Genomic DNA, 22,264 nt, shown 5'->3' with positions numbered 1-22,264 from the left:
TTCGAGCGGTTTTTCGTTTGGCAAGGAATTATCTGGGTTGAAATCTCATCCACCCACCAAGCCGGGGACTTCGTTGGCGATCTGCCAGATGCGCCGCAGCAGTTCGGCGCGTTGTCGGGTGTTGGTCATGTTGACGCCTTTTTATGCAGTGCATTCAGAGTGTGCGTAAGGCCGGACAGCCGCCGGGTGCGGTTGTGCACGGCGGCTTCGAATACATTCTGTTGGGCAAAAATGATAAAGCCTTTTTTGGCGCGGGTGAGGGCGGTATAGACCAGTTCGCGGGTGAGCAGTGGCTTGTTCTCGTCGGGCAAAAGCAGCAGCACGCGTTCGAATTCGGCGCCCTGTGCCTTGTGCACGGTCATGGCCCAGGCGGTTTCCCATGCGGGCAGCTGGCTCGCGGGGATGGCGCGCAGGCCGGTGGGCGCGTCCGCGTCTTCGAACCACGCCATGGGGGTGCCGCGCCAGGGCAGAACGATGCCCATGTCGCCGTTGTAAAGGCGGAGGCTGTAGTCGTTTTCCTGAATCAGGATGGGCTGGCCGGTGTGGATGCCGTCCTGCAGCGGGGACAGGTGCGTGCGCCAGTGGTGCAGCAGCTGCTCGTTGAGGGCGTTGGCGCCGACGCTACGATCGTGGCGCAGGGCGGTGAGGATACGGAACCGGCTCAACGCCTGCATTAGGGCCTGTGCCTGTGCGGCAACGGCATCGAAGCTGTCTGCCGGTTGCAGCTGCTGCAGTTGCGCCAGATAGTCGGCAAAGCCGTCATCGATGGCCTGCAGCAGTTCCCTGCGCTGCGGCGGCAGAACCTGCAGGGCCTCATCGCCCGCCTGCAGCTGCGCCCAGGCGGCCTCGGCCTCGCCTGCTAGCACGGCATCGGCCAGTGCGCCGATGGTGCGGTTGAAGCGGTGGCTGCGTTGCAGCCTGCAGTGCACCTGCGGCAGGGCGGCGACCAGATCACCCAATACATTGCCCGCCTCCACCGAGGCAAGCTGGTTGGGGTCGCCCATGAGAATCAGGCGCGTGTCGGCCTTGAGTGCGCGGCACAGTTTGGCCAGGGTGAGCGCATCCACCATGGAGGCCTCGTCCACCACGATCAGGTCGTAGGGCAGTGGATTGTCGCCATCATGGCGCGGCTGTGGCGTGCGGCCAATGCCCAGCAGGCGGTGCAGGGTGCTGGGGATGAGCCGCTGCAGGTGGGCTTTCTGTGCATCGGAAAGTGGCAGATGAGCAATGGCCTTGTCCAGCGACTCTTTCATGCGCTGCGCGGCCTTGCCGGTGGGTGCGGCCAGGGCGATGGTGAGCTTGGGCTCCCCGCGCAACAGGGCAGCCAGCTGCCATGCCAGCGTGGTGGTCTTGCCGGTGCCGGGGCCGCCGGTGAGCAGGGTGAGCGACTGGCCAAGCGCGCGCTCGATCTGGGTGAGCTTTTCGGGATCGAGGGCCTGGGCATCCGCCTGCGCGAGAAAGTTATCATCCAGCTGAGCGGGCGTTGTGTGCCGGAGCCGCGGTGCCAGCGCCTCGGCGATGTCGCGCTCGGCCTGCCAGTAGATATGAAACTGTGCCAGATTGTGGTGCAGGATCACCGGCGCGGGTTCGCTGCCGTCGCTCACCCACGGCTCGTTGCGTAGCGCAGCGGCGGTGGTTTCATCCACGGGGATGGCGGTGTCGCCGCGCTGCTGTGCCTCAAGCAACTGCCCAAGCACACTGCGGGCAAGGCTGCGATCCGCAGGCCTGAGGCTTTTGAGCAGCGCAGTGAGTACGGGGCTGGAGAAAGGGGGGTCCCCGACTTTTTCAGCGGCGATTTTTTCGCGGTGTTCGTTCATGCCTGCCTAACCTTGATATTGAGCGCATTTTGCGCGTTTTTAAGCTCATCTGGCGTAAATTGGATGCGATAGACGCCATTTTGTTCACCTGTGCGCATGCCGCGCACGAACAAGTAACGCACGCCTCCCAGATGCTGTGCCGGGTCGTAGCCGGGTAGGGTGGCGCGCAGGTGAGCGTCCACTGCGAGGGTGTAGATGAGTGCTTGCAGGGTGTAGTGGTGTTCCGCCATGGCCGCGGCGAGGGTGTCGGGGTCGTAGGCGGGCAGGCGGTTGGTCTTGTAATCGAGAATGTAGTAGCGCCCCTCATGCTCGGCGATCAGATCGATATAGCCCTGCATATAGCCGCGCACGGCCTGGGCAGGCAGCGGCGCCCAGTCGGGACGGTGGCCCAGCAGCGCGTCCAGCGCGTGGCTGTCGATGCGGGGGGTGTGCAGCACGAAGTGATGTTCACGCCAGTTGCGGTGCGCGGGCAGCTCGGCGAGGGCGAAGGGATCGCAGTTGCCGTGCAGGGTGTGGCTGAGTAGGGTGCGCAGTTCTGCAGGCGCCTGTTTGCCAAAGCCGTAGCGCTGCCACAGGGTTTTCAGACGCGACCAGTCGGGCTGTTGAAAGTCGGTCTTTTGGAGAAAGTCGTGCACAAGCTGGCCGAATACGGCACCGGCGGGCAGGTTGTCCTGCACCGGCGCGCTGGGGCCTTCGTCCAACCAGCGCGACCACGGGGTGTCGTCGTCGCTGTGGCGCGTCAGCGCGCTGTAGCTGGTGAGGCGGCGGCTGTTGCGGCGCATGGCGGCAAAGTCCGGTGCGGGTGGCGGCTCAAGATCGATTTTCATCGGCGGGCGCTGCCACGGGCGCAGGGGTGCATTGTCGTATTTGTGAAAGATAAACGCGGGATGCGTTCGCAGCTGTGCTTCCTTGGGCGGCAGGATGCCGTCTAGGGCATTGCCGGCCTTGTCGCTTTCTTCGGGTTGGATGGGGTTTGGCCAGTAAATCGTGAGGTGGCTTTCGGCACGGGTGCAGGCCACATAAAACAGGCGGCGCAGCTGCTGTTCTTCCTGTTGCTTGAGCGTTTCCTTGTCGTCCCCGCTGAAGCTGGCGCGGGTGCCTTGCGGGGTGGGCACACCGATGGGGAAGGATTTTGAGTTGGTGCCGGAGCCTTTCCACGCGCCATAGACGAACACCACCGGATACTGCAGACCCTTGGCACTGTGCATGGTGACGATTTCCACGGCGTCGTCGTCCCGCTCCAGCCTCAGCACGGCCTCGTCACCGGCGCCATGATGCTGCTGCAGCGCCCAGCGCAAAAGCGCCTGTGGCGTGCAGCGGTTGAGCTGCGCCTGCTCGTGCAGCAGCTCCAGCAGGTGGCGGGTGTCGGCGATGCGCCGGTCGCCGTCCGTCAGGCGCGCCAGCCGCGGCCAGGTGTCGGCGTTTTGAAACAGATCCAGCACCGCGGCGAGCGGGCCGTTCTGTTGCCATTGGCTATGGGCGTGGGCAAAGGCCTGCTGCATGGCGGCGTAGTGCTGCGGGTCGTCCAGCTGCGCCAGCGTGTGCTGAAAGTAGGGGCCGATCAGTGCGGCGCGCACGAGGTCGCGGTGGGTTGGCGTGAGAATGGCCTGCAGCAGGCGCAGCAGATCCACGGCGCTGTCGCTCTGCCACACGCTGTCGCGGCTGGTGAGCACGCTGGGCACATTCACCTTGCGCAGGGTCTGCTGGATGGCGGCGGCATCGCTGTTGCTCTTGGCGAGGATGGCGATGTTGCCGGGGCGCAGCGGTTTGCCGCGCAGCTGACCTTTTTCAAGGGTATGAACCACATCCCGCGCCAGCTGTGCAAGGGTGGCCTGCTTGCGGTCGGACAGCGCTTCGCCGATGACAATGCGTATCCTTTCTGCTGGTTCGCCATTGAGGGCAAAGGCGGTTTTTTCTTGGGACTGACCTGCTTTGACAGGCTGATACACGCAGCGGTCATCCATAAAGGTGTTCTTGCCTGCGAACAGGGCATTGAAGCCGTCGATCAGGGTGGGGTGGGAGCGATAGTTGGTATCCAGCGTGTGGCGGTGCTGCGCCGTTTGCGTGGCGGCGAAATAGGTTTCCAGATTGGCGCCGCGGAAGGCGTAGATGGCCTGCTTGGGGTCGCCGATAAGAAACAGCCGGTGTGCATCGCTGTCGCTGAATAGGGTGCTGAACAGACGCCACTGATCTGGGTCGGTGTCCTGAAATTCGTCGATGAGGCAGGCCTGATACTGCTGGCGCAGCGCCTCGTGCAGCGACGCATCCGTGCCGACGCGCTCAGCCAAGCGGTGCTTGAGGCTATGGTAGGTAAAGGCGCCGCGGCGGTCCAGTTCCTGTTCGCGCAGGCGCTGCCACGCGGTGTATTGGTCGCGGAACCAGGCTTGCACAAATTGGTGCAAGTCGGGGAGAGAAGCTAAATCCTGACTTAAATTGAGCAGCTCCTCAAGGTGTTCGGATGACAGGGTTTCTTCCAAGGTGTGCCCGGCTTTTTCAAGGCGGATTCTTAGATAAGTTTCTAGTGTTGTCTTCTCCTTGGCGGGAAGTTTAGGAAACTCGCCGTTTTTAAGAGGGGTCAGCACGGCCTTGTTACACGGGCCTTTGTTGTATCGATCGCAGTGTTGATACAGGGACTCGGCGACGGATTCCCCCAGCGCTTTCAGTCTTTCAGGCGTCCATCTGCTTAAAATCTTTGCTCGGCGCTGTTGCAGGGTCTGCAAAGAATCTAAAGTAAAAGTGGCCCCTTCCCCCAAATTATCAAAGCGCTCATAAAGTTTGTCGGGGTTTTGCCAGGTATTGACGATTTCCCTGCGCAGTGCCGGGTCATCGAGCTGTTCGATGCCATGCCACAGCTGATCCACCAGCGCCCTGTCCAGCGCCTTGTGGTCGTCTATGAGCGACGCATCCCATGCCAGCCCGAGCGCCAGCGCATGCTCGCGCGCCACCTGCATGGCAAAGCTGTCGATGGTATAGATGGCGGCCTGATCTAGCATCATTTTGGCGCGCAGCAGCGCGGTGCGTGCCTGTTCGGGATCCTGTCTCTGCAGCCAGGCGAGCAGCTTGGCGTCGTCCGTGGTGCCGCACTGCAGCGCCTGCTCCACTTCGCCCAGACGCTGATAGATACGCTCGCGCAGTTCGGCGGCGGCGGCGCGGGTAAAGGTGACCACCAGAATCTGCTCGATGGGGACGTTCTGCTCCACCACCAGCCGCACCACCAGCTGCGCCAGCGTATAGGTCTTGCCGGTGCCGGCGCTGGCTTCGATGCTGTGCACGCCGGGGGGCAGGGGGACGTTGTAAAGATCAAGGGGCATGGCGGTCATTTGAGCATCTCCTCGTGTGCACGCCATGGGGTGATAAGCGTCGTCAGTTGTTTCAGCGCCGATTGCAGTTGCGCACGGATTGCCGCATCGTCCAGATGGCGCAGCGCGTGCAGCAGTGTGGCATCCGGCCCGCCGCCACCATAATCGTCAGCGGGTCGCAGACCACAGGCAAGTTCGGCGGTGTGCCACCACTGCTCCTCATCCTTGGGCGGGTCTTCCCGCAACAGCGGGGTGAGCCAGTCGGCGTGATAAACCGGCGGCTGCTTAAGCGTTTGCTCGAACAGCGCCAGCCAGCCGTTGAGCAGGGTAAGGGCCCGTTCCTGTTTCAGCGGCCGGAAATGCAGCACGGCGGGATAGCGCTGCTGCTTGCTGGATTTGGGGGTTTCGCGATAGGTGATCCAGCTGCTGCGGGGGCCAAGCACCGCGTTGATAAGCAGGTGCTCGAGCCAGAAGCGCAGCCGTTGCGACCCCTTCAGGCTGTGGGGATGAAAATGGGCGGCGCCGTGGCGGTGCAGGCTTTGGCTTTCATGGGTCAGTGTCCAGCGTCCCAGCTGTAGCGCAAGCGGCTGCGGATCGGCTTCGTCGGCGAGCGGCAGCACCCCTTTGGCGTGCTTGCTGCGCAGGCGTTCCATTTCGTTGAGGGTGCTTTGGGCGACCAGCTGCCCCGCACTGTTGCCGGGCCAGCGCCCCAGCGCCTGCCAGTGGGCCAGCACCGCTTCGGCAGGTGCGTCCTTGAGGGCTTCGCGCAGCTTCCATTCATCCAGTGCGTTGACACTTAGTTTTTCCCGTGGCTGTGGCGGCTCTTGCGGTTCATTCAGGCGGATATTGGCCTGCTGCAGCGCCCAGTGCACCGGTCTGGCCAGGGCATTCGCCAGCGTTTCCAGCGGCAAAGTGTCCTCGGGCCACTCAAGTGGTTGCTGCCACAGAGGTTCTGGCGGCGCGGGCTGCGCCTGCAGGGCTTCGCACACGGCAAAGTCGGCGGGCATGCGCCCGCGCCGGTGTGGCGGCGTGTCTTTGGAAAAGGCGCGCGGGCTGAAGGGCTGCGCGGGATGCAGGCTGGTGATGACGTCCAACTCCACGCCGTAGTGATTCTGCAGCGTGTCCATCAGTTCCAGCACCACCTGTGCGGGCGGTTGCGGCTGGTTCTTGTCGGCACTGAGCCCTTGCCAGAAGATCTCTAGCCGTTCGCGTACGCCTAGCAGCAGTTCAAGGAAGGTGTAGCGGTCTTCGGCGCGCAGGTCGCGGTCGCCGGCTCGGAAATGCTGCTGCAGCAGATTAAAGGTGGGCGTGGGCCGTGGGCGTGGATAGGTGCGGTCGTCCATGCCGAGCAGAAAGGCGACGCGCACCGGAATGGCGCGCATGGGCAGCAGATCGCAGAAGGTAATGCCGTTGGAGAGAAAGCCGCTGGAGGCACGGCGTTCCTCGCCCAGTGTTTGTGCCCATGCAGCCAGAGTATCCAGCGTAATGGGTGTATCGCCCAGCGGCGCGCTCTGTTGCTGCAGTTGGTCCAGCGCGTCGTCCAGTGGCAGGCGCTCGGGGTGATCGGCAAAGAAGAAGTCGGCCAGTTGGTTGATTTCTTCAAGCCACTGCGCCATGGGCAGCCCCTCATTGCGGCGGGCGAGCGCGTGCCAGTGCTCCAGCTGTTCAAACAGCGCCAGCAGCGGGGAGAGCTGCTGAAGCGACTGGCCTTCCAGTGCGGTAATGGGCGCGGTGTCGTGCCACAGGGCATCGGGGGCGTGCATGAGTCCGCCCAACAGGATGCGGTCGAAGCCGTTGCGCCAGTGGTTGCGGTGATTTTCGCCGTCCAGTCCCCAGCGGACCTGACCCTGTTCCACCAGTGCTTCATACAGGGTGTCCAGCTGGGCGGGCGAAAGATGCAGGGCCTGACTGACCCATTCCTGCTGCAGGAAGGCGAACACGGCGTCCCACTCCAGCCGGCTCTGCGCTAGCGCGAACCAGTCGGCCTGCAGCTGCAGCGCAGGGGCGTCGTTGGCCAGGGTGCGGTCGGCGATGGTATGGGGCAGCTCGGCGAATAGCGTTTCGATAAAGGGGCGGTAGCGCTCCAGCTGCGGCGACATGACCACAATATCGTTGGCACTCAGCTCGGGGTTGTCGGCCAGCAGCGCCACAATGCGGTCGCGCAGCACTTCTACTTCCCGTTGGGGCGTGTGGCAACGGTGGAAGTGGATATTGGTCTGCGTCCCGTCCGGCAGCGGCGTGATCGCATTGTGGCGCAGGTCGTTCTGAATATGGCCAAGCAGGGTCTGTTCGGGTGCTGTGGCGAAATAGGGGGTGTCCTGATGCAGGGCGCTCTCTTCTTCCAGCAACAGATGCTGAAAGTGCGCGCCCTGGCGCCCCAGCGCCAGCAGCAGCGGGTGATGGTCGAGATCCGGCAGACTGTCGGGCTGCGACAGCAGGGCAAGGCGCTGTGCGCGGCTGGGCAGGTCGCTCCAGAAGACTTCGCTGGGCGAGAGGGTGAACAGATGCACGGCGCAGTGGCGGCTCAGCGCCTTGAGCACCTGCAGCATCAGCGGCGGCATGAAACTGACGCCAAACACAAACACCTGTGTGGGCAGGGTGTCCGGGGTGTGGATCTGTTCGAGCCGGTCGATGAGCCGCTGCCACAGCTGGCCGCGATGGGGGTTAAGATCCAGTGCGCGCCACAGATCCTTCTGCCAGTCGGCATGGGGATTGCCGATCAGTTCCTGCGGCTGCTGGTCATGGGTCCAGGCTTCCAGCCAGTCCATGCGGCTGATCTGATACTGGTCGTACAAGTTGGCCAGCTGCTCGGCCAGTTGAAAGCGGCGCCGCGCGTGGCCGTCACCCTGCAGCAGGGCCTTCAGCTGCGGCTGCTCGGCAAAACGGGGCGCGCGCAGCAGTTTCTCGATGCGCCAGCGCACCGACTCGCGCGCCAGCGCATCGTTGGAGAGGGTCAAGCTCAGTTGCTGTGCCAGCTGGTCAAAAAAGTGCTGTGGGAAGAGAAAGTCGCCGCTGGCCCAGACGCCGAAATGCTCGCTCAGGCGCTGCTGCAGCCAGCGCTCCATGCCGCGCCCCTGAATCAGAAATGGAATGCGCTCGAACGGCAGCGGCGGGGCGGCCTCGAGCAGGTTGATCAGCCCTTCGAGCAGGCGTTCGGAGCGGTTGCCGGTATGGATGAACAGGTGGTGTGTTTGCATGCGGCCACTATACTCAAAGGGCGCGCGCATTTCCAAATGATGCGAAAGGCGTGCGACACCTTCTGTCGCATGCAAAAAAGCCAGCACGGGGGCTGGCTTGAGAAGGGGATTGATGGTGAAGGCTCAGGCGTTGTCTTTGCCGCCATCTTCCTTGCCTTCGGCCTCGTTGTGGGCGCGGGCCAGATACTGGTCGAACAGATACAGCGCCTCACCGCTGCTCTGGCCGGTGTAGCCCAGCACTTTGGCCTTGTCCAGCACCTTGATGAACAGGGTCTCTTCCTCGTGCTGCTCGGCCACGAACCACTGGATGAAATTGAAGGTCTGGAAATCCTGCTCGGCAAAGCTCTTCTCGGCGATGTTCTTGATCATGCGGGTCACGTTTTTCTCGTGTTCGTAAGCCGCTTCCACCACTTCCAGCAGGTGGGCATAGTCGTGTTTCGGTGCAGGGATGTCGCCGAGAATGACTTCCTGGTCGCATTCGTTCAGATAGTCGAACAGGCGGTCGCGATGGGCTTCTTCTTCCTGGCTGTGAATGCGGAAGAATCTGGCGGCGCCTTCGAGGCCCTCCTTTTCCGCCCACGCAGCCATTTGCAGATACTTGTAGGCTGCGATCTGTTCTTCGGTGACCTGACGGTTGAGAAGTTGATAAATGGAAACCGACAGCATGGCGCACCTCCTTTTGGATTGATTTGTTAGGCACCCCGCAAAACCTCTGCATGCGCTCGCCACGCCTTGCTTTGAACCAGAATCGCCACTGTCGCGACCGTTCAAAGGTTTTGCGGGGGTGCCTTACAAGTTATGGAGGCATGGATTCAGCTTTTCAATCCTTTCGCTTGCAAATACAGTGGATAAACCTTCGCCGCGTACTTTTTCAGGTCCTTGATGCGGCTGGTGTGGCTGGGATGGGTGCTGAGCCACTCGGGCGGATTGCGCTTGCTGAGGCGCGTCATCTTTTCCCATACACGCACGGCCGCATAGGGATCGTAGCCCGCCCGTGCCGCCAGCTCCACGCCGATGCGGTCCGCCTCCTGCTCGTGCAGGCGGCTGAACGGCAGCCCGACGGTGACCTGATACAGGGTGCCGGCCAGCTGGCGCGAACCACTGTCCAGACCCAGAAAGGCAGCACCCAGATCCAGTGCCAGATTGGCCGCCAGTGCCTGGCTGGTGCGTTCGCGGGCGTGTTCACGCAAAGCGTGGGCGATTTCGTGGCCGAGAATGGCAGCCAGCTCGTCGTCGGTCAGCCTGAGCTTTTTGATCAGGCCGGAATAGACTACGATCTTGCCGCCGGGCATGCACCAGGCGTTGAGTTCGTCCGAATCGATCACGTGCACTTTCCAGCGCCAGCGCGGTGCATCCGGGCGGAAGACACGGGTCTGCGGGATCAGTCGCTGCACGATACGGCGCACCCGTGCCACCATGGCGGGGTCGGTATCCAGCTTGCCCGCCTTGCGGGCCTTTTCCAGCACCTGCGCATAGGACTGCTGTGCGGCTTTTTCCAGTTCCTGCTCGGACACCAGCATCAACTGGCTGCGCTGCACGCCCACGGCGCCGCTTTGCGTGGTCTTGACCGTGGCGCAGCCGCTCAGGCCCAGAAACAGCCCCAGCGTGCCGCCCAGCAGGGCATTTTTCAGCGCGGCAAAAACATGGCCGCGAAAAAGTCGGGGACCCCCCTTGGTGGCCATGGCAAAACCCCTCTACAATTTGAGACACCGCCGCAAAACCTCTGAATGCACTCGCGTTGCCGGCGCAATCGCATCCGATGCGGGCAGCAAGCGCCACCTGTGGTGGCGACAGGGCGGGGCGTGAGCCGGCCATTGCGCCGCAACCAGCAGGGACAGGGTGATTCCGGCTCAATGCGGTGTTACATCTCGCTCGCATGGAATGACCATGCCACGCTCGATGCGCCTTGACTTGAATCGGAATCATCACTGTCGCGACCGTTTAGAGGCTTTACGGCGGTGCCTGTACTAATACTAATGCGATTTTAGGAGCACACCATGGATTTGCAAGCAGTCAAACAGACTTTGCTGGATTTGCAGACGCATATCTGCGCACGCCTGAGCGCGGTGGATGGTAAGGATTTCATCACTGATGAATGGGAGCGGCCGGCGCCCGAGGGCGAGATGCAGCTCACCGGCGGCGGCATTACCCGTGTGCTGGAAGACGGCAATGCGATCGAAAAGGGGGGCGTCAATTTCTCCCACGTGCATGGCGCGCGCCTGCCCGCCTCGGCCACGGCGCACCGACCCGAACTGGCCGGGCGCAGCTTTCAGGCCATGGGTGTGTCGCTGGTGATCCATCCGCGCAATCCCTACGCGCCCACCAGTCATGCCAATGTGCGTCTGTTCGTGGCGGAAAAGGACGGCGAGGCGCCGGTGTGGTGGTTTGGCGGCGGCTTTGATCTCACGCCCTACTACCTGTTCGAAGACGATGCCCGTTTCTGGCACGAAGAGGCCCGCGCGGCCTGCGCGCCCTTTGGCGAGGCGGTCTATCCCCGATTCAAGAAGTGGTGCGATGACTATTTCTACCTGAAGCACCGCGGCGAGACGCGCGGCATCGGCGGGCTGTTCTTCGATGACCTGAACGAATGGGACTTCGACACCTGCCACGCCTTCATCAAGGCGGTGGGCGAGGCCTATATCCGCGCCTACGAGCCCATTCTGGCGCGGCGCAAGGACATGGAATACGGCGAGCGCGAGCGCCAGTGGCAGCTGATTCGCCGTGGGCGCTATGTGGAGTTCAACCTGGTTTATGACCGCGGCACCATCTTCGGTCTGCAGACCGGTGGACGCACCGAATCCATTCTCATGTCCATGCCACCGCTGGCTGTGTGGAAATACGACCATCATCCCGAGCCAGGCTCGGAAGAAGCCCGCCTGCTCGAGGTTCTCCGCCAGCCGCGGGACTGGCTGAATGACTGACAGGGTGCGCCTGGACAAGTGGCTGTGGGCGGCGCGTTTTTTCAAGACGCGCGCTCTGGCCACCGAGGCGGTCAAGGGCGGCAAGGTGAAGCTGGATGGTGCGACCCCCAAGCCGAGCCGAACCCTGCAGCCGGGCGACCGGCTGGAAATCACCCAGGCGCATCGCAAGGTGTGGATCGAGGTCGTTGCTCTGTCGGACAGGCGCGGCCCGGCAGCGGAGGCGGAAAAACTCTACCGTATCGACAAGGAGCTGCTCAACCAGCGCAAACCTTCGCCCGAACAGGCGCTGGCCGGCTTTCGCGAAAAGGGGCGTGGCCGCCCCACCAAGCGGGAGCGCCGTCAGATTTTGCGCTGGACCGACCAGCTGACGCTTGATTAGTTTTGTTTATTTTGCATATAAGTATTTTATTGTTTACTGTTATATCCGCTCGCTACAATCAATTTGCGAGTATCAATCAAATTCAAGCAACAGGAGTTACCTCATGAAGATGATGTGGAAGTCAATCGGTCTAGCGGCTGTGTTTGCTGCAGGCAATGCCTATGCGCTGAACGTGCCCGGCCCGCTGGTGGATCCGGCGTGGGTGAATGCCCACAAGGGTGAAGTGAAGATTCTGGAGCTGACCAAGAAGAGCGACAAGGCCAATATCCCCGGTGCCGTTGCGTTCGACAGCAAAAAAATGCGCGTCAAGCGCATGGAAGAGGGTGTCAAGGGCAAGGGTCTGGTGCCGAGCGCCGAGCAGTTCGAAAAGCTGGTGCAGGCTGCGGGCGTGAACAAAGGTGACGCCGTCGTGATTGTGGATGCCGGCAAGGGGGCGTCCGACGCGTCCAATGCGGCACGTCTCTACTGGCAGTTCAAGTACTTCGGCCATGACAATGTCACCATCCTGAATGGTGGTGAAATGGTGTGGGCCAAGGCCAAGCTGCCCTACAACAAGAAAGCGGTGAAGGCGGTTGCAGCCAAGCCGGGCAATTGGAAGGCGGGCAAGCCGCGCACCGATCTGATCGCCAAGAGCGCAGACGTGGAAGCGGCGATGAAGAACGGCACCCAGATTCTGGACAACCGCGACATGGGGCAGTATCTGGGTACCTGGCACAAGAACTACGTGTTTGCCCCGGGTCATATCCCCGGTGCGAAGATTTTCCCGCTGACGGTGTTCACCCCGGGCAAGTCCTCCAAGTTCTTCGATGCAGACACTTACAAGAAGGCGGCTCAGGCGCTGAATATCGATCCTGCCAAGCCAGCCATCACCTACTGCAACTCCGGCCATCTGGCTGCAGGCAGCTGGTTCATCCTGCATGAGATCCTGGGCAACAAGGACGTCAAGCTCTACGACGGTTCCATGAACATCTGGACGCTGAAGAAAAAGCCGACCGTGGCCTTCAAGCTGGAAAACTGATCGCCAGCTGAATCCGCCATTTGGCAGCCCCGCCCCGTGCGGGGTTTTTTGTATCGGTGCAGCGGATCACGGATAACTCGGGCCGGAAGTGACATATGTCGTCGGGTAAAAAGTAGGTAAGTGCTTGCTTTTTGGCGGCATTTGGGTATCATTCCGCTTTTCCCCGAATTTGATCTGCAGACAGACAAGGATTTAACCCATGAAAAGAACATTCCAGCCCAGCGTGCTCAAGCGCAAGCGCACTCACGGTTTCCGTGCGCGCATGGCCACCAAGAATGGCCGCAAGGTTCTGGCGCGCCGTCGTGCAAAAGGCCGCAAGCGCCTGACACCTTAAGTCGAACCAGCCTTGATGGCATCACGCCAGAACGCTGATTCTCCAGACAAGCCGGAAGACGCCTCAGCTGCCCAGGCAGCGCAGTCCCAGACTGCAGAGTGCGCTTCCGGCTTGCTTGATTATGATGCCCTGCTTGCCGGCGAAACCTTTCCCAAGGCGCTGCGCTTGCGCAAGCCCGGCGAGTTTCGCCACGTCTTTGCCAATGCCACCCGCTTTGCCAACCGGCACTGGACCTTTCTGGTGCGCGAAAACGGCCTGCCGATTCCGCGCATGGGGCTGGCCATCGCCCGCAAGCAGGCCGGCAAGGCCCACGACCGCAACCGCATCAAGCGCATTGCGCGCGAGTGCTTTCGCAAGCAGAAGCGGGCACTGGTGGGCTATGATATTGTGATTTTGGCCCGGCAGGGGGTCGCCGACGTGGATAACGCCACGCTGGTGCGCAGCTTCGAGCATCTGGTGCGCAAGATACGAAAACATTTTCAGACGAAGGACACGCAATGAATACCCGAGCCCTTTGGTGGATCGCGCTCGCCTTTACCCTGATGTGGATCTGGATGGAGTGGATGAAGTTCACTGCACCCAAGCCGCCCGCTCAGCCCGCTGCTCAGATGCAGCAGGATGTGCCGGCTGCTTCGCAGGCGGGTGCCGTGCCCACAGGCAGTGGCAACGGTGGTGCGGTGCAGGCAGACGCACCTAGCGTACAGGCTGGTGCCGAAAGTGCGGGCCGCGTGCACGTGAAAACCGATGTGCTCGACATGGAATTCGACCTCAAGGGCGGCGATCTGCGTGTCGTCAAGCTGCTCAAGTACGCGCACAGCAGCGAGGAGAAGGACAAGCCGTTTTTGCTCATGTCCGACAGCGGGCCGCTGTTCCACATTCTGCAGAATGGTCTGACCACGCCGGACAAGGACGCGCCTGCGCCCACGCACAAGATGACCTGGCGCACGCTCAAGAAGGACTACACGCTGCAGGGCGACACCCTGCAGGTGCCGTTCGTGTGGGAAGGCAATGGCCTCAAGGTCACCAAGGTCTATACCCTGAAGAAGGGCCACTACGACCTGACTGTCACCTATACGGTGGAGAACCATACTGCCAGGCCATGGCAGGGCTCGCTCTACAGTCAGCTCAAGCGCAATCGCTACGAGCCCAACAAGAGCCGTCTGATCTGGACCTATACCGGCCCCGCCTTCTACGATCCGGAAAACAAGTATCACAAGGTTTCCTTTGACGATCTGCTCAAGCAGCCCGTGACCGCCAAACAGGCGCAGGGCGGCTGGGTGGCCATGATCCAGCACTATTTCCTCTCTGCGGTGGTGCCGGATCAGCAGGCGATCAATACCTACTACGCCAAGCCGCTGGCCAACGATATTTACGTGGCCGGTGTGGTGGGCCCGCTGAAGCAGGCGCCGGTGAATGGCAGTGTGCAGTTCAGCCATACCTACTATGTGGGCCCCGTTATCGAAGAGAACCTGGCGCCGCTGGCGGAAGGTCTTGAGCTGACCAAGGACTTCGGCATGCTCACCTGGCTGGCAGAACCCATCTTCTGGGTGCTGAAGGCGATCCACAGCGTGGTGGGTAACTGGGGCTGGTCCATCATCCTGCTGGTGGTGCTGATCAAGCTGGCCTTTTACAAGCTATCGGAAACCAGCTACCGCTCCATGGCGCGGTTGCGCAAGTTCCAGCCCAAGCTACAGCAGCTGAAGGAAAACTACGGCGACGATAAGCAGCTGTTCCAGCAGAAGCTGATGCAGCTGTACAAGGAAGAGAAGATCAACCCCATGGGCGGCTGTCTGCCCATACTGGTGCAGATGCCGGTGTTCATCGCCCTCTACTGGGTGCTGCTCTACTCGGTGGAACTGCGTCAGGCGCCGTGGCTGGGTTGGATTCAGGATCTGTCCGCACCGGATCCCTACTACATCCTGCCGGTGATCATGGGCATCAGCATGTGGCTGCAGATGAAGCTGAACCCCACTGCCATGATGGACGAAACCCAGCAGAAGGTGATGCAGCTGATGCCATTCATCTTCACCATTTTCTTCCTGTGGTTCCCGTCCGGTCTTGTGCTCTACTGGGTGGTGAACAATATCCTCACCGTTGCGCAGCAGTGGTACATCACCCGTAAGATCGAACAGGAAGATTGACCGCGCTGACTGTTCGAGAAAAAGCCCTCGCCTCGGCGGGGGCTTTTTTGTTGCGGCAGCGAAAAGGGCCGAGCCGTTAAACTAACCTCACGACAGAATGGGAATGGACACCATGAGTTTACGCGATCAGGACACCATTGCCGCCATCGCCACCCCGCCCGGCCGTGGCGGCATCGGCATTGTGCGCGTCAGCGGCTCCAAAGCCGGCGAGATTGCCAGTGCGGTCACCGGGCGTACGCTCAAGCCTCGCTACGCCCACTACGGCCCCTTTTATGGCGAAGGGGGTCAGCTGCTCGATCAGGGTATCGCGCTGTATTTCCCGGGACCGCACTCCTTTACCGGTGAGGATGTGCTCGAGCTGCAGGGCCACGGCGGCCCGGTGGTGTTGCAGTGGCTGCTGGAGCGGGTGGTGGCGCTGGGCGCGCGCCTGGCGGAACCGGGCGAATTTTCCCGCCGCGCCTTTCTCAACGACAAGCTGGATCTCACCCAGGCCGAAGCCATTGTAGATCTGATCAACGCCAGCACCGAGCAGGCGGCGAAAAGTGCGCTCAAAAGTCTGCAGGGGGAATTTGCCGCCGCCGTGGACGTGCTGGTGGATGGGCTGATTCATCTGCGCATGTATGTGGAGGCGGCCATCGATTTTCCCGAAGAGGAGATCGACTTTCTCAGCGACGGTCGCGTTGCAGGCGAGCTGGAGCAGCTCATCGACCAGTTGCTGGATCTGCTCGACCGCGCGCAGCAGGGCGCACTGCTGCACGAGGGCATGACGGTGGTGATTCTCGGGCGCCCCAATGCGGGCAAGTCCAGTCTGCTCAATGCCCTTTCCGGCCGCGAGAGCGCCATTGTCACCGACATTGCTGGCACCACCCGCGATGTGATCCGAGAGGCCATCCAGGTGGACGGCCTGCCGCTGCACGTGGTGGACACTGCCGGTCTGCGCGAAACCGCCGATACGGTGGAGCGCATCGGCATTGAGCGCGCCTGGCAGGCGATCGATCAGGCGGATCGCGTACTGGTGGTGGTGCCGGCCGATGAAGACATTGCGCCGGAGGATCAGGCCATTCTCGAGCGCCTGCCCGCCCACCTGCCAGTGACGCTGGTGCGCAACAAGATCGATCTTGTGGGCGAGTCGCCGCGCATCGAAGAAGACGCTGAAGGGCGCACCGTGGTGTGGTTGTCGGCCAAACAGGGTGCCGGGCTGGACCTGCTCAAGCGGCATCTCAAGGAGAGTGTGGGCTATGCCCAGACCACGGAAGGCGTCTTTATGGCGCGCAAGCGGCACGTGGATGCCCTGCGCGAAGCGCTCACCGCCCTGCAACAGGGGGCACATAACCTCAAGGAATTTGCGGCGGGCGAACTGCTTGCAGAAGATTTGCGCATGGCACAGCAGGCGCTGGAAGGCATTACCGGGCGTTTTACATCGGACGATTTATTGGGAGAAATCTTCGCAAGTTTTTGTATTGGCAAGTAAAAAGTTGATACAAATCAACTTTATAAAAATTTATAAAAAACAGTTCTTTTCTATCTATAAAATTTGCAAAATTATTTTTAGCCTCAATAATAGAAAAATGCCGCGCCAGGGGTGGTTCTGACAACCCGACGAAAAACCGACCATGTTTCAAGAATATGCTCCGCTGATCGACGCCATGCCCATGGCGGTGGCACTGATCTGCAAGGAAGAACTGGCCTATGCAAATCGTGCCTTTTACCAGCTCACTGGGTGTGAAGCCACCTCTTCCATCCAGCAGTGCCCGCAGAACCTGCTCGAGCTCCATCGCATGGCGCGCGCCAGCGCTGCCCCCCTGGAATTTGCCCCCTTTAACGTAGGTGATCGGCACTACCTGCTGCAGGTGGAGGTCAAGCCGGTTGCCGTTGATGGCTGTGAGCAGGGCGAGCTGCTGATTCTTGAAGAAGTCACCGAACGCTATTGGGAGCTGCAGCGCATGGAGCTGGCGCGTGAGGTGCTCGACGCCAGTCTGGATGGGGTGATGGTCACCGATGCCAACCAGCGCATCTTGATGGTGAACCCCGCCTTTACCGAAATCACCGGTTATCGCGAAGAGGAAGTCAAGGGCAAGACGCCGCGCATTCTCCTGTCCGGCCTGCAGACCAAGGCGTTTTACGAACGCATGTGGGCGCAGCTGAATAATACGGGCGTGTGGGAAGGTGAGCTCTATAACCGCCGCAGGAACGGCGAAATCTACCTGGAGCGTTTGCGCATCACCGCCATTACCAACCATCAAGGCGAGGTGCAGCATTATCTGGGCGTTTTTTCGGATCTGTCACCGCTAGAGCGCGCCCGCCGCACCATTCAGGATCTGCGTTATCAGGACAGTCTTACCGGTCTGCCAAACCGCAGCTATTTCATGGAGTATCTGGAGAAGCGCCTGGCGCGGGTGCAGCGCGATCGCCTGCCCTTCTGGATCATGCTCATCAATCTGCGCCGCTTTCGCCAGATTAACGACAGCCTGGGGCAGCGTATGGGGGATGAGGTGCTGCGGACGGCCGCGCAGCGTCTGGAGCAGGCGCTGGGACGAGTCTGTTTTCTGGCGCGGCTGGGCGCGGACGAATTCGGCGTGGTCTGCTCCACCGAGCTGGATGCAGCGGCCGTACAGCAGAAAGCGCAGCGCATTGTGGAGGCATTTGATGCCCCCATTACCGTAGGGCGGACGACGATTCCGATGTCGGTGGCGATTGGTGTTGCCGAGGCGACGCCCACCGAACTGTACGAGCGGGAAGCACTGCTGCGCTGTGCCGACCTGGCCATGACGGCTGCCAAAAAGTCCCCCAGCAGCAGCATCGGAAACTGCGATACGGCACACATGCGCCACGTGGAGCACCTCTATCAGCTGGGTGCGGCGCTGCGCCACGACCTGGACGCGCAGCCGCAGGCATTTTCTGCCTGGCTGCAACCCAAGGTGTGCGTGCATACGGATGCGGTGGCTACCGCTGAATTGCTGGCGCGCTGGCGCCATGATGAAAACTGGGTCAGTCCGGCGGAATTTATCCCTGTGGCAGAAGAGCAGGGCCTGATCGACCGCCTCTTTCGCATCATGCTGCAGCAGGCATGCGAACATCTCGCAAGGCTGGATGCGCATGGCCATCCTCTCCGTCTGGCCATCAATATTTCCCCTCTCCAGTTGGTGAAGCCCACTTTTGCGGGTGACCTGCTGCACGAGGTTCAGGCTGCCGGCATAGAGCCCTCGCGCCTCATCCTGGAAATCACTGAGAGCTCACCCGTTTGGCAGGAAGGACCGGCCCGTCGCGCCCTCGATCAACTGACCGAGGCTGGATTTGAGCTTTCCATGGACGACTTCGGCACCGGCTATTCGTCGCTGGCGCTGCTCAAGCAGCTACCGGTGGGTGAACTTAAGGTGGATCGGGCTTTTGTTGATGGCCTGCCGGATGATGCAGAAGATCGTCAGATTGCGCGGGCGATCATCGGCATGGGCCGGGCACTGAATAAACGCATCGTGGCGGAAGGTGTTGAAACGGAAGCACAGTACCGCTGGCTCAAACAGGCCGGTGTGGACCTGATCCAGGGCTATTATTGTGCCCGCCCCATGCCCATTGACGATTTCCTCGCCTGGCTCGACGCCCATGATGTGGGCGTGGGCAGGTGCCCGACTTTGCAGAGCTGATGCATTTATCCCGTCATTTTCGCTATGCTATCGGGATTAGCTTATCAGGACCACGCCATGACCGATCCCTATGCACAGCTGCCGCTTGGCAAGCCTACCGCCTATTGCAGTCAGTATGACCCCACGCTATTGTGCCCGCTGCCACGACAGGCCAAGCGCGACGAGCTGGGCATTCAGGCCGAAGCGCTGCCGTTTGTGGGCGTGGATGTGTGGACCGGCTACGAGCTCTCCTGGCTCAATGCCCAGGGCAAGCCGCAGGTGGCGGTGGGGCGCTTTAGCTTTGATGCCGCCAGTCCCATGCTGGTGGAGTCCAAGTCGTTCAAGCTCTATCTGAACTCATTCAACAATACCGTGTTTGCCAGCGAGGAAGCGGTGCGCGACACCCTCGCACGCGATCTGTCAGAGGCCAGTGGCGCGCCGGTACAGGTGGCGCTGTACGATGTGGAAGCGGCGCCACCCTGCGCGCCGGCGCCAGAGGGCATGCGTCTGGATGATCTGGATATCGCCTGTTCGGACTATGATCTGGCACCGCAGCACCTGCGCAGCGGTGGCGAAACCCTGGCAGAAACCCTCTATTCCCACCTGCTCAAGTCCAACTGTTTGGTCACCGGCCAGCCGGACTGGGGTACGGTGGTAATCCATTACCGAGGCCCGCGCATCGATCACGCCGGTCTGCTGCGCTATATCGTCTCCTTCCGCAATCACTGGGAGTTTCACGAGCAGTGCGTCGAGCGCATCTTTGTGGACATCCTGCGCCATTGTCAGCCGCAAGAGCTGCTGGTGTATGCCCGCTATCTGCGCCGCGGCGGTCTCGACATCAACCCCTACCGCAGCACCCATCCCTTCGAGCCGGACACCTCCCGTCTGTTGCGTCAATGAGGGGGGGTCCCCGACTTTTTGACGGCGATTTTTTTTGCCCGTTTCGCCGCTGCCGTCTTCGGGCGGCAGCGGGGCGTTTTTTGCTAAAATTCAATGTTTTGGGACGGGTGAGCCATGGATCGAGACATTCAGCACTATGACGTGATCGTGGTCGGCGGTGGTCATGCCGGCACGGAAGCGGCGCTGGCGGCGGCGCGCATTGGCGTGCGCACGCTGCTACTCACCCACAATATCGACACCCTTGGTGCCATGAGCTGCAACCCCGCCATCGGCGGCATCGGCAAGGGGCATCTGGTCAAGGAGGTGGATGCGCTTGGCGGGGCCATGGCGCTGGCCATTGACGAAGCCGGCATTCAGTTCCGCATTCTCAATGCCTCCAAGGGCCCGGCGGTGCGTGCCACCCGGGCGCAGGCCGACCGCGTGCTGTACCGTCAGGCCATCCGCACCCGTCTGGAAAATCAGCCCAATCTGGATCTGTTTCAGCAACCGGTGGAAGACCTGATTCTGGAAGGCGACCGCGTCACCGGCGTCATCACCCGCATGGGGCTGAAGTTCTACGCGCCGCAGGTGGTGCTGACCGTGGGCACCTTCCTCGCCGGGCGCATTCATATTGGTCTGAACAATTACGAGGGCGGGCGCGCCGGTGACGAACCCAGCAATCGGCTGGCCGAGCGCCTGCGCGAGCTGGATCTGCCGGTGGGTCGCCTCAAGACGGGCACGCCGCCACGGCTGGACGCGCGCACGGTGGACTTTTCCGTGATGACCGAACAGCCCGGCGATGAACCGCCGCCGGTATTCTCCTTCATGGGCTCGCCGCAGATGCACCCTGCGCAGGTGCCCTGCTGGATTACTCACACCAACGAACGCACCCACGAGATCATTCAGGGCGCGCTGGACCAGTCGCCCATGTACGCCGGCGTAATCGAAGGCGTAGGACCGCGCTACTGTCCTTCCATCGAGGACAAGGTGGTGCGCTTTGCCGACAAGCCCAGCCATCAGGTGTTTATCGAGCCGGAAGGTCTCACCTCCAACGAACTCTATCCCAACGGCATTTCCACCAGTCTGCCCTTTGAGGTGCAGGTGCAGATCGTGCGCTCCATAAAAGGGCTGGAAAATGCCCGTATCGTGCGTCCGGGCTACGCCATCGAATACGACTACTTCGACCCGCGCCACCTCAAGCCGACGCTGGAAACGGGCGCCCTCGAGGGACTCTATTTTGCTGGCCAGATCAACGGCACCACCGGTTATGAAGAGGCGGCGGCACAGGGGCTGTTGGCAGGCGCCAATGCGGCGCTGCGTGCCCAGGGGCGCGAGCCGTGGTATCCCCGCCGCGACGAAGCCTATATCGGCGTGCTGGTGGACGATCTTATCACCCTCGGCACGCAGGAGCCTTACCGCATGTTTACCTCCCGCGCCGAATACCGCCTGATGCTGCGTGAGGACAATGCCGACCAGCGCCTTACGCCCGTCGGTCGTCGGCTGGGGTTGGTGGATGACGCACGCTGGGCCGCCTTCGAGGGCAAGATGGAGGCGCTGGAACGGGAGTTGCAGCGGCTGCGCGACACTTGGATTCACCCCCATCACCCCGAAGCGAAAAAGGCGGAACAGCTCATGGAGCTGCCGCTGTCCAAGGAGCAGAGTCTGTTCGATCTGCTCAAGCGCCCCGGCGTCAGCTATGAGGCACTGGCGCAGCTGGATGCATTCGGTGAGCCGCTGGCGGACGAGAAGGTGGTGGAGCAGGTGGAGATCGAGGCCAAGTACGCCGGCTACATCGCGCGCCAGAAGGAGGAGATCGAGCGGCTGCGCAAGGCAGAAAACACCCCGCTGCCGGAGGATCTGGACTATGACGCCATCAGCGGCCTGTCCAACGAAGTGAAGCAGAAGCTGAAGACACATCGACCAGCGACACTCGGGCAGGCCAGTCGCATCAGCGGGGTGACGCCGGCGGCCATTTCCCTCCTGCTGATCCACCTGAAAAAGCGCAAGGCGCAGCAGGCGGTCAATGGCTGACTGGCGCGAACAGGCCCAGCACGATCTGCTGCAGGGGGCTGCACAGCTGGGGCTGACGCTCTCCGAAACCCAGCAGGCGCAGATACTGGACTATGTTGCTCTGCTGCACAAGTGGAATCGCGCCTATAATCTCACCGCGGTGCGCGAGCCGGTGGAGATGCTGCGCCGCCATGTGCTCGACACGCTGGCGGTGGTGCCGCATATCCCGCAGCGGCACCTGCTGGATGTGGGCACGGGGCCGGGCATCCCTGGCATTATTCTCGCCATCGTGTGGCCGGACGCCGCGCTGACCCTGCTGGACAGCAATGGCAAGAAGGCACGCTTCGTGCGCATGGCAGTACGCGAACTGGGGCTGCAGAATGTGCACGTGGCGCAGGCGCGGGTGGAGCAGTTTGAAGTGGACACGCCGTTTACGGGCATCATCTCGCGCGCCTTTGCCGATCTGGGCGATTTTGTGTGCCTGACCCGCCACCTGCTTGCCGATGACGGCCGCTGGTGGGGCATGAAGGGCCACGTGGAAAACGAGCTGGACCACCTGCCGGACGATGTGGCGGTGGTGCGTATCATTGAACTTGCCGTGCCGTTTGAGACGGCGCGGCGCAGTCTGATCGAACTGAGGAAACGCTGA

At 61.7% G+C, this 22,264-nt stretch carries 16 protein-coding genes; 11 read left to right on the top strand and 5 right to left on the bottom strand.

Annotation, left to right across the window (positions count from 1 at the left end; all coding sequences use genetic code 11):
- Window positions 1-125 precede the first annotated feature (125 nt).
- The 5 genes from recD to BUQ81_RS08040 all read right to left on the bottom strand — a co-directional run bounded on the left by recD (window position 126) and on the right by BUQ81_RS08040 (window position 9,995).
- The gene (gene recD, locus BUQ81_RS08060) at window positions 126-1,817 is read right to left on the bottom strand and encodes an exodeoxyribonuclease V subunit alpha (RefSeq protein WP_074201901.1); all 1,692 of its coding nucleotides are present in this window, start codon (window positions 1,815-1,817) and stop codon (window positions 126-128) included.
- Window positions 1,814-5,137: a UvrD-helicase domain-containing protein gene (locus tag BUQ81_RS08055; RefSeq protein ID WP_074201900.1), complete on the bottom strand. Its 3,324-nt coding sequence runs from the start codon at window positions 5,135-5,137 to the stop codon at window positions 1,814-1,816. The genes recD and BUQ81_RS08055 overlap by 4 nt, the downstream gene beginning before the upstream one ends.
- Window positions 5,134-8,313, bottom strand: coding sequence for an exodeoxyribonuclease V subunit gamma (locus BUQ81_RS08050; protein WP_159432281.1), 3,180 nt, complete (start codon window positions 8,311-8,313; stop codon window positions 5,134-5,136). Before BUQ81_RS08050 ends, BUQ81_RS08055 begins: the two co-directional genes overlap by 4 nt.
- Window positions 8,314-8,436: 123 nt before the next feature.
- Entirely contained in the window at window positions 8,437-8,979 is a 543-nt protein-coding gene (locus BUQ81_RS08045) for a ferritin (RefSeq protein WP_074201898.1), read from the bottom strand.
- A 146-nt stretch (window positions 8,980-9,125) separates the two neighbouring features.
- Window positions 9,126-9,995, bottom strand: coding sequence for a M48 family metallopeptidase (locus tag BUQ81_RS08040; RefSeq protein WP_074201897.1), 870 nt, complete (start codon window positions 9,993-9,995; stop codon window positions 9,126-9,128).
- 315 nt (window positions 9,996-10,310) lie between these two features.
- Between BUQ81_RS08040 and hemF the strand changes: the two genes are divergently transcribed.
- From hemF to rsmG, 11 genes are all read left to right on the top strand, one after another.
- Window positions 10,311-11,234, top strand: a complete 924-nt coding sequence (hemF, locus tag BUQ81_RS08035; protein WP_074201896.1) for an oxygen-dependent coproporphyrinogen oxidase — start codon at window positions 10,311-10,313, stop codon at window positions 11,232-11,234.
- Entirely contained in the window at window positions 11,227-11,613 is a 387-nt protein-coding gene (locus BUQ81_RS08030) for an RNA-binding S4 domain-containing protein (protein ID WP_074201895.1), read from the top strand. The genes hemF and BUQ81_RS08030 overlap by 8 nt, the downstream gene beginning before the upstream one ends.
- 103 nt (window positions 11,614-11,716) lie before the next feature.
- Window positions 11,717-12,631, top strand: a complete 915-nt coding sequence (locus tag BUQ81_RS08025) for a sulfurtransferase (RefSeq protein WP_074201894.1) — start codon at window positions 11,717-11,719, stop codon at window positions 12,629-12,631.
- A gap of 199 nt (window positions 12,632-12,830) precedes the next feature.
- Entirely contained in the window at window positions 12,831-12,965 is a 135-nt protein-coding gene (gene rpmH, locus BUQ81_RS08020) for a 50S ribosomal protein L34 (RefSeq protein WP_074201893.1), read from the top strand.
- 15 nt (window positions 12,966-12,980) lie between these two features.
- Complete coding sequence (gene rnpA, locus BUQ81_RS08015; protein ID WP_084188322.1) at window positions 12,981-13,466, top strand: ribonuclease P protein component; 486 nt, start codon at window positions 12,981-12,983, stop codon at window positions 13,464-13,466.
- Window positions 13,463-15,106: a membrane protein insertase YidC gene (gene yidC, locus BUQ81_RS08010; protein WP_074201892.1), complete on the top strand. Its 1,644-nt coding sequence runs from the start codon at window positions 13,463-13,465 to the stop codon at window positions 15,104-15,106. Before rnpA ends, yidC begins: the two co-directional genes overlap by 4 nt.
- 112 nt (window positions 15,107-15,218) lie before the next feature.
- The gene (gene mnmE, locus BUQ81_RS08005; protein WP_074201945.1) at window positions 15,219-16,577 is read left to right on the top strand and encodes a tRNA uridine-5-carboxymethylaminomethyl(34) synthesis GTPase MnmE; all 1,359 of its coding nucleotides are present in this window, start codon (window positions 15,219-15,221) and stop codon (window positions 16,575-16,577) included.
- Window positions 16,578-16,719: 142 nt separating this feature from the next.
- Complete coding sequence (locus BUQ81_RS08000) at window positions 16,720-18,747, top strand: putative bifunctional diguanylate cyclase/phosphodiesterase (RefSeq protein ID WP_074201891.1); 2,028 nt, start codon at window positions 16,720-16,722, stop codon at window positions 18,745-18,747.
- A gap of 57 nt (window positions 18,748-18,804) precedes the next feature.
- The gene (gene queF / locus BUQ81_RS07995) at window positions 18,805-19,626 is read left to right on the top strand and encodes an NADPH-dependent 7-cyano-7-deazaguanine reductase QueF (protein WP_084188321.1); all 822 of its coding nucleotides are present in this window, start codon (window positions 18,805-18,807) and stop codon (window positions 19,624-19,626) included.
- A gap of 114 nt (window positions 19,627-19,740) precedes the next feature.
- Window positions 19,741-21,636 (top strand): tRNA uridine-5-carboxymethylaminomethyl(34) synthesis enzyme MnmG, encoded by a 1,896-nt coding sequence (mnmG, locus tag BUQ81_RS07990; RefSeq protein ID WP_074201889.1) that lies wholly within the window; start codon window positions 19,741-19,743, stop codon window positions 21,634-21,636.
- Window positions 21,629-22,264, top strand: coding sequence for a 16S rRNA (guanine(527)-N(7))-methyltransferase RsmG (gene rsmG, locus BUQ81_RS07985; RefSeq protein WP_074201888.1), 636 nt, complete (start codon window positions 21,629-21,631; stop codon window positions 22,262-22,264). The genes mnmG and rsmG overlap by 8 nt, the downstream gene beginning before the upstream one ends.

This window comes from Sulfurivirga caldicuralii (genome assembly GCF_900141795.1).
GTDB lineage: Bacteria > Pseudomonadota > Gammaproteobacteria > Thiomicrospirales > Thiomicrospiraceae > Sulfurivirga > Sulfurivirga caldicuralii.
Note: the sequence above shows the minus strand (reverse complement) of the source record. Positions and strands in the feature narration are given on the sequence as shown.

Excerpts from the sequence above, each read along its gene's own strand:
- BUQ81_RS08055 (WP_074201900.1), bottom strand. The coding sequence starts at position 5,137 with ATGACCGCCATGCCCCTTGATCTTTACAACGTCCCCCTGCCCCCCGGC.
- rsmG (WP_074201888.1), top strand. The coding sequence starts at position 21,629 with ATGGCTGACTGGCGCGAACAGGCCCAGCACGATCTGCTGCAGGGGGCT.
- BUQ81_RS08050 (WP_159432281.1), bottom strand. The coding sequence starts at position 8,313 with ATGCAAACACACCACCTGTTCATCCATACCGGCAACCGCTCCGAACGC.
- mnmG (WP_074201889.1), top strand. The coding sequence starts at position 19,741 with ATGGATCGAGACATTCAGCACTATGACGTGATCGTGGTCGGCGGTGGT.
- queF (WP_084188321.1), top strand. The coding sequence starts at position 18,805 with ATGACCGATCCCTATGCACAGCTGCCGCTTGGCAAGCCTACCGCCTAT.
- rpmH (WP_074201893.1), top strand. The coding sequence starts at position 12,831 with ATGAAAAGAACATTCCAGCCCAGCGTGCTCAAGCGCAAGCGCACTCAC.
- recD (WP_074201901.1), bottom strand. The coding sequence starts at position 1,817 with ATGAACGAACACCGCGAAAAAATCGCCGCTGAAAAAGTCGGGGACCCC.
- mnmE (WP_074201945.1), top strand. The coding sequence starts at position 15,219 with ATGAGTTTACGCGATCAGGACACCATTGCCGCCATCGCCACCCCGCCC.
- BUQ81_RS08045 (WP_074201898.1), bottom strand. The coding sequence starts at position 8,979 with ATGCTGTCGGTTTCCATTTATCAACTTCTCAACCGTCAGGTCACCGAA.
- rnpA (WP_084188322.1), top strand. The coding sequence starts at position 12,981 with ATGGCATCACGCCAGAACGCTGATTCTCCAGACAAGCCGGAAGACGCC.
- hemF (WP_074201896.1), top strand. The coding sequence starts at position 10,311 with ATGGATTTGCAAGCAGTCAAACAGACTTTGCTGGATTTGCAGACGCAT.
- BUQ81_RS08030 (WP_074201895.1), top strand. The coding sequence starts at position 11,227 with ATGACTGACAGGGTGCGCCTGGACAAGTGGCTGTGGGCGGCGCGTTTT.
- BUQ81_RS08025 (WP_074201894.1), top strand. The coding sequence starts at position 11,717 with ATGAAGATGATGTGGAAGTCAATCGGTCTAGCGGCTGTGTTTGCTGCA.
- yidC (WP_074201892.1), top strand. The coding sequence starts at position 13,463 with ATGAATACCCGAGCCCTTTGGTGGATCGCGCTCGCCTTTACCCTGATG.
- BUQ81_RS08000 (WP_074201891.1), top strand. The coding sequence starts at position 16,720 with ATGTTTCAAGAATATGCTCCGCTGATCGACGCCATGCCCATGGCGGTG.
- BUQ81_RS08040 (WP_074201897.1), bottom strand. The coding sequence starts at position 9,995 with ATGGCCACCAAGGGGGGTCCCCGACTTTTTCGCGGCCATGTTTTTGCC.